The organism is Avibacterium endocarditidis, from assembly GCF_002921145.1.
Lineage (GTDB): Bacteria > Pseudomonadota > Gammaproteobacteria > Enterobacterales > Pasteurellaceae > Avibacterium > Avibacterium endocarditidis.
The window spans coordinates 20,305-27,505 of sequence record NZ_PQVI01000008.1; the positions used below are offsets into that span (position 1 = coordinate 20,305).

General features: G+C 41.8%; 6 protein-coding genes and 1 pseudogene. 3 read left to right on the forward strand and 4 right to left on the reverse strand.

The features are described from left to right. Positions 1-22: 22 nt before the first annotated feature. The 4 genes and pseudogenes from cpxA to yejK all read right to left on the reverse strand — a co-directional run bounded on the left by cpxA (position 23) and on the right by yejK (position 3,662). A pseudogene (gene cpxA / locus C3Z13_RS01220) lies at positions 23-1,407 on the reverse strand (envelope stress sensor histidine kinase CpxA). An 11-nt stretch (positions 1,408-1,418) separates the two neighbouring features. Beyond that, positions 1,419-2,120 (reverse strand): envelope stress response regulator transcription factor CpxR, encoded by a 702-nt coding sequence (gene cpxR, locus C3Z13_RS01225; RefSeq protein WP_103854749.1) that lies wholly within the window; start codon positions 2,118-2,120, stop codon positions 1,419-1,421. Positions 2,121-2,167: 47 nt separating this feature from the next. Then, positions 2,168-2,581 (reverse strand): outer membrane protein assembly factor BamE, encoded by a 414-nt coding sequence (gene bamE, locus C3Z13_RS01230; RefSeq protein ID WP_103853601.1) that lies wholly within the window; start codon positions 2,579-2,581, stop codon positions 2,168-2,170. A gap of 70 nt (positions 2,582-2,651) precedes the next feature. Beyond that, the gene (gene yejK / locus C3Z13_RS01235) at positions 2,652-3,662 is read right to left on the reverse strand and encodes a nucleoid-associated protein YejK (RefSeq protein WP_103853600.1); all 1,011 of its coding nucleotides are present in this window, start codon (positions 3,660-3,662) and stop codon (positions 2,652-2,654) included. Between the two features lie 118 nt (positions 3,663-3,780). On the opposite strand from yejK, the gene C3Z13_RS01240 reads away from it, so the two are divergent. From C3Z13_RS01240 to C3Z13_RS01250, 3 genes are all read left to right on the forward strand, one after another. Beyond that, entirely contained in the window at positions 3,781-4,002 is a 222-nt protein-coding gene (locus C3Z13_RS01240; protein ID WP_103853599.1) for a YejL family protein, read from the forward strand. Positions 4,003-4,006: 4 nt separating this feature from the next. Further along, positions 4,007-5,752 carry a DUF3413 domain-containing protein gene (locus C3Z13_RS01245; protein WP_103854750.1) on the forward strand — a complete coding sequence of 582 codons (1,746 nt, stop codon included), beginning with the start codon at positions 4,007-4,009 and terminating at the stop codon, positions 5,750-5,752. Positions 5,753-6,052: 300 nt separating this feature from the next. Then, a complete protein-coding gene (locus tag C3Z13_RS01250; RefSeq protein WP_103854751.1) occupies positions 6,053-7,042 on the forward strand; it encodes an amidohydrolase family protein in 990 nt (329 codons plus the stop codon). Positions 7,043-7,201: the final 159 nt, after the last annotated feature.

The window sequence follows — 7,201 nt, forward strand, 5'->3', positions numbered from 1 at the left end:
ATCCAACAAGCTCAAAATATTTTTACTCAGAAATCCACAGCGGCAGTTTGATCACAACACGCAACCCGCCAAGATGGCTTGAGGCTGCCCAAACTTTTCCTTGATGTTCACGGATAACATTGGCGACAATCGCAAGCCCTAGCCCTGTGCCGCCGGTTTCGCGGGTTCTTGCTTCGTCAATACGGTAGAAAGGCTTGAAAATATTTTCATATTCACTGGTTGGAATGCCTGCCCCATTGTCATCAATCGCAATGACCATTGAATTATCTTCAACGAAGATCGTTACTTCAATTTTAGAGTGCGTATATTTCAGCGCGTTGCGTAAAATATTTTCAATGGCACTGCAAATTAGCCCTTTGTTTCCATTGAGATAATATTGGCTTGGTTTATGGATAAGCTGTTTTACTTTGAAGGATAATTTTTTCTGTTCTGCCTCAAAGCGGCTATCTTTAATAATATCGTGCCAAATTTCGGTAATGGGGAAAATTTCTCGCAGAATGTGGCTGTTTAATTGCTGGCGCGAAAGCAAAAGCAGATCATTGATCATTTCATCAAGACGTACCGCTTCTTTTTCGATGCGTGCAATTTCTGAACTGCTGTTCACACGCCGGCGTAATAATGCCAGTGCCAATTGCAAGCGAGTAAGCGGTGTTCTTAACTCGTGTGAAATAGAGGAAAGCAAAGTTTGCTGATTAGAAAGCAGATCTTCTAAGGCAATCGTCATTCGGTTGAAACTTTGTCCTACTTGGCGTAATTCAATAGTCCCTTGGGTTTCAAGGGATTTGTCCACTTTAAAATTTCCTAACGCCACGGCATTTGCGGCTTGTTGTAAATGCCGTAATGGTCGTCCGATACTGCGTGAAAGCCACCACAGTAAGGGAGTGGAAATCAACATAATAAATAATATGAGAATATAAGGGCGGTCAAAAATGTAGGAAAGAATTTCTTTTGTGGATTAACACGGCTGACAAAATAGAGCGTGTAAGGCATATCATTTTCTAAATTGAGATGTACGGTAAAAGGCCCTGCAATTTGAATATCATAAAAGTTTTTTTTCAGCGGCTTTAATGTGGTGCTGGTGTGGTACATAAATTGCTGAATAGGGGCAATTTCTTCCTTTCTTGCGCCGAGAATATTGCCGTTTTGATCGGCAAGAACGGGGTGAATGCCATCAAATTTATCAACTGGGATAACTGGCACACCCGAGATAATATGTGCCAGTTGTTTATTACGAATGGCGGTGGATATTTCACCGTAATACCCCGAAACCTCTTCGTTGCCTAGCTCGGTGTAAATACGTGCGTCAAAATAAGGTAGTAAAAAAATTAATGCGAGGAGAAGAACAAAGGCGAGCCAGAATAAGGCAAAAATTCGCATTGAGAGCGTATTAAGAAAAGTTAATTTCATTTTGATTGAGTTTATTTAGACGCAACGAGCAGATAACCTTTGCCTCGTAATGTTTTGAACCAAGGGGAATCATCATTTCGTGGTGGAAGTTTTTTCCTTAAATTTGACATATGCATATCAATGGCACGATCAAAAGGCGTGAGCGGTTTACCAAGGATTTCCATACTCAAGTGCTCACGAGAAAGAATTTGCCCCGGGTTGGCAATAAGGATTTGTAATAAGGCGAATTCAGTGCCTGTGAGTTCGAGATTTTTATCTTCATAAAGCACTTGCTGGCGCCCCGGATAGAGAGTTAAGCCACAAAATTCAATTTGCTGGTTTTCTTCCGATTTGTTTTCATTCACTGAATTTGCTAGTTCGGTACGGCGTAAAATGGCTTTAATTCTTGCCACCAATTCACGATCATTGAAAGGCTTCGGTAAATAATCGTCCGCACCCAATTCTAAGCCGATAACGCGATCAATTTCATCGCCCCGTGCCGTGAGCATCATTACCGGTGTGGTGAAATGTTGCCTAATTTGTTTTAGGGTTTCAATGCCATTTAATACAGGCATCATTATATCCAATAACACGAGGTGATAGCTGTTATCCAATTTGTCTAAGGCTTCTTTACCATTGTTTGCGGTATCTACCTCAAAGCCCTCTAACTGAAGTAATTCAGCCAGAAGTTCCACAAGTTCAATATCATCGTCCACTAATAATAATTTAGCCATTATGATTGGTCCTTATAATTAAGTGCGGTGTAATTTTGCCGAATTTTTTATTTCCAGAACTGCCACCAACGTTTGTTTTGACTTTCTGAAGCCTCAATCACCACATTGTTGATTTCTTTTTCACCGGCTGTTGGCAATGGCTTATCTAAATCAAGATGAGTAACCACCCCTTGCTTATCAAAGTTTACGATAAAGGTGTGTTGTTCTGGCGTTTGGTAAGCCTTTTGGATAAGGAAAACATAATACCAAGTGTCATTGCTAAATGGGTCAATTAAAACAGGTGTCCCCAATAAATATTGCACTTGCTGCTTATTCATTCCCACTTTTACTTGATCCACCGTGGCTGCTTCAAGATAGTTACCCTGCGGCACATCAATACGATACACCACTTTGCTTACGGTTGAACAAGCCGTTACACTTAGCGCTAACATTGCTGCTGTAATAAGAGTTTTTAACTGCATATTGGTTACCTTTTATTCTTTAATAATGAAGGGGATAATACCGAAACTTCGCCCTATTGCCAAATTAATTCTAGCCTTTTAGCCAACGTTGTAATTGATCACGCAAATTTGGTGGTAAACCTTTAATCGTGAGCGTATCGCCCATTTCGTCCCAAATCACACGTTGATTAATTAGCTCCGCATCAAAACTGATGGTTACCCCTTTGCCAGAGCCCGAAAACTTGGTTAAGCCTTTCAACGCTGAACGCACCGGCGGAATATGTTCTTCCAAGCCATAATCTTGCGTTTGGGTAAAATCTGCAAAAGACTGCTCGTTTAGAGTGGGCAAGCTATCGGAAAGTTCCCGCAATTCAATTTCTTCCCCCGCGCTCATTTGTCCTTTGCAATATTCAAACACTTGCTTTTTCACCGCTTGCGATTGCTCATTGTTTAATTCGCCTTGTTCGCAATAATCGCTCACCGCTTGCAATAAACATTGGTTTTGTACTTGCGGATTTAAGCCCTCTTCGGCTTGTAGAAAATCCATAAAAAAGTCGGCAATTTTACGCCCCACTTTTCCTTTAATAAAGGTAAGATAGCGGTTGGAATTGGCGTCCACTTGCAAATCGGTCAGGTTAATGCGTGCGGCAATGTCAAATTGGGTGAGGTCCAAATATTGCGTACGATGAATTTCTAAATTTTCGTCCACCAACATACTGGCTCGGCTATCAAGCAAGGCGATAAATAAATAATCGGTGGCTAAAAAATTATATTGGCACAGCACGAACGTTCCGCTATCAGCGAAGCTATATTTACCTAACTCTTGGGCGAGTTTTTGCGCTGATTGGTGGCTAAACGGCAGGAAATCTAATTCATTTTCGAGAAAACGGTTAAGATTTTGCGCAAACTCTGACGCTTCTTCAAACACACCATAGGCTTTGGCTTTATTTTGATAACCTTGGTGTAGGTGCAACATCATTTGTTCGACTTCAGGGCTAATGGGCAACAGCTCATTGCGCAGCTGTACATCAAGTTGAATGGCCTCTTCTTGCTGGTGTTTGACCAATTGGTGTAACACAATTTGCTTAACCGTAATACTCATTTTTTAATCCATATTTATAAAAACAAATTTGTGCGATATTATAACCGCACTTTAGGCGAAAATATGCTAGCATACGCAAAATTATTCTCAGCCTTCAAATTTAACAACAATATTCATTATGGCGAAACAATCAAAATTTCAAGATAAACAAGTCGATACCTTATTAAATGAACTGATCGCAGTGTTTGAAAAACATCAAACGCCGGTGGATTTATCTTTAGTGGTGCTAGGCAATATGGTTACCAATGTTCTCAAAAATAATATGGGCCAACAGCAACGTATCGCCCTTGCTCAGGCCTTTTCCGATGCGTTAATGAATTCTTTGAAAGAGAAACAATAATCAAATGTTTGGAATTAAAACAAGCAAACAATATCGTGAAAACACCTCGCGAAAAATCGCTTGGGGACATTGGTTTGCTTTTTTTAATATCCTTTGGGCGATTGTCATTGGCGCACGTTACGCCTTTTTGATCGATTGGCCAGACACGCTGTTTGGCAAGCTCTATTTTTTCATCAGCCTACTCGGGCATTTTAGTTTTATTGTTTTTGCCCTATATTTACTGATTATTTTTCCGCTCAGTTTTATCGTAAAAAACAACCGCACTTTCCGTGGGCTGAGTGTGATTCTCACCACCATTGGTGCAACCTTATTATTAGTCGATAGCGAAGTTTTCGCGCGCTTTAATTTTCACCTTTCTTCCCTTGTGTGGAATTTATTGGTGAATCCTGATAATGGTGAACTTTCGCGCAACTGGCAACTGTTCTTCGTGCCAATGCCGATTATTCTGCTCATTCAAATGCTGTTTTCTCGTTGGTCGTGGGAAAAATTGCGCAGCCTTGAACGGCAAAAATGGCTCAAGGGCGTGGGCATTTTCTTTGTTTGCACCTTTATTGCCACTCATTTAATTTATGCTTGGGCAGATGCCTTTATCTATCGCCCGATCACAATGCAAAAATCCAATTTTCCGCTGTCTTACCCAATGACGGCGCGCTCTTTCTTGGAAAAGCACGGTTTCTTAGATAAGGATCAATATAGCCAAACTCTAGAACAAGAAGGGCGACCTGAAGCCTTAAAGATTGATTATCCAAAATCGCCATTGCATTTTACTCCAGTTAAGCCGAGCAATATTCTGATGATTACGGTATCTGGGCTGCGTTATGATGCTGTCAGTGCAGACAAAATGCCAAAACTCAGCGCCTTTGCCGAGCAAGCCACGCAGTATCTCAATCATTACAGCACAGGCAATAACAACAATACCGCCTTAACTGGCTTGTTCTACGGATTAACGGCGAACTACACGGATAGCCTATTAAGCAACAAAACGCCATCAGTACTCATTAACGCACTCAAACAAGAGAAATCCGCTTATCAGCTGGGATTATTTGCCAGCGATGGATTTCACGCCAGCTTATTAAGCCAGAATGTGTTTAATCAACAAAAATTAGATCACAAAGTGCGCAGCAATCAAGCCAGCGTGCAGCGATGGCAAAATTGGTATGCGAAACGCCATAGCGAAAAACCTTATTTCAGCTATTTAAGTTTAGCCATTCCAAAAGACTTAAATGAAACAGGCTATGCGCTTCAACTGAATGAATTGGACGGTTTGCTAGATAGCGTATTAAGTCAAGTGGATCGCCAAAACACGTTAATTTTGATCACCGCCGAAGAGGGCTATCACTTCAAGCCATTAAGTGAAAAACAACAAAGCAACTATTTTGCGCCAGAACAAATTCAGGTTCCGCTGATTATTGCGTGGCAAGGGCTAGCGCAAGGTCAAGTGGAAAAACTCACCAGCCACACAGACATTTTGCCTGCCTTAATGAAACATTTATTTGGCGTGCAAAATCCCGCTTCTGATTATGCGCAAGGCGTGGATTTATTTAACCCTGCCTTACGCCGCACTTGGGTGCAAGCAGGCAATTATCGCTGGAATGTGATCATCACCGCCAACGGCACGCAATATCACCTTGATCGGCGCGGAAATTATCAAAAATATGACCGTACTTATGAAAAAGCCTCTTCACGCACGCCACCGCTTGGCTTGTTCTTAGAAGTGTTTAACCAAGATAGTGCTTTTTTCGAAAAATAAAACGAATAAAAATCAGGCAACCAATAGTTAAAACCAATTATATTTTTACTATTGAACCGCTTATACTATCGCCCCAGCAAAGGCATTTCGCCTGTTTTATTATTCAAATCAATCTGGACAAGATAGAATGTTATTAAGTAAAAATCTGCGAATTTTTCATAACATTACACAACACACCAATCAAGACGCTCACCGCTTGAGCGCAAAGCTATTTTCTCTTAATAACAAGATCCCACTTTATTGGGATTTTTTCATATCTAGCCTATTGTCCGCCTCGCTTTCATTATTACGGAGAAAATTATGCGTAATCACGTTCGTAGCTTTAAAACCTATATCAGAGATGAAATTATCAAGAAAGGCGGTTGGGTAAACTCACACGCTCACGCTGACCGTGCGTTCACCATGACGCCGGAGAAAATCGGCATCTATCACACCAGCAATTTACAACAAAAATGGGATTTAGTGGACGAAGTCAAACGCACTTCCACCGTAGATGACTATTACGCACGCTTTTGCCAAGCCATTGAATTGATGATCTCGCAAGGGGTAACCGCCTTTGGCACTTTTGTGGATATTGATCCCATTTGTGAAGATCGCGCCATCATCGCCGCCCACAAAGCCCGCGACGTGTATAAACACGACATCACCCTTAAATTCGCCAATCAAACCCTAAAAGGCGTAATCGAACCCACTGCGAAAAAATGGTTCGATATTGGCTCGGAAATGGTGGATATGATCGGCGGGCTGCCTTATCGTGATGAGCTGGATTACGGACGTGGCTTGGAAGCGATGGACATTCTGCTTGATAAAGCCAAATCCCTCGGCATTATGTGCCACGTTCACGTTGATCAATTCAACACACCAAAAGAAAAAGAAACAGAACAACTGTGCGATAAAACCATTGAACACGGAATGGAAGGACGCGTAGTGGCTATTCACGGCATTTCCATCGGCGCACATTCTCGTGAATATCGCTACAAACTGTACGAAAAAATGCGCCAAGCGCAAATGATGATGATCGCCTGCCCAATGGCGTGGATTGACAGTAATCGTAAAGAAGATTTAATGCCGTTCCACAATGCACTCACCCCTGTAGATGAAATGATCCCCGAAGGCATCACCGTTGCCATTGGCACGGATAACATCTGCGATTATATGGTGCCACTATGTGAAGGGGATATGTGGCAAGAACTCAGCCTACTCGCCGCAGGCTGCCGCTTCCCAGATTTAGACGCAATGGTAAACATCGCCAGCATCAACGGACGAAAAGTACTGGGCTTGGACGTTTAACTACCGCAAATAAAAATCCTCCACACACAGAGGATTTTTCACCTTGTCAAACTCCCTGAATTTGAAAGCCATAATAAACAAAAGTGCGGTGGGATTTTTGATAATTTTTCTAGCTAACCTACATTCGCTACAAGCAGCCGTTTCCCAGATTTAGACGCA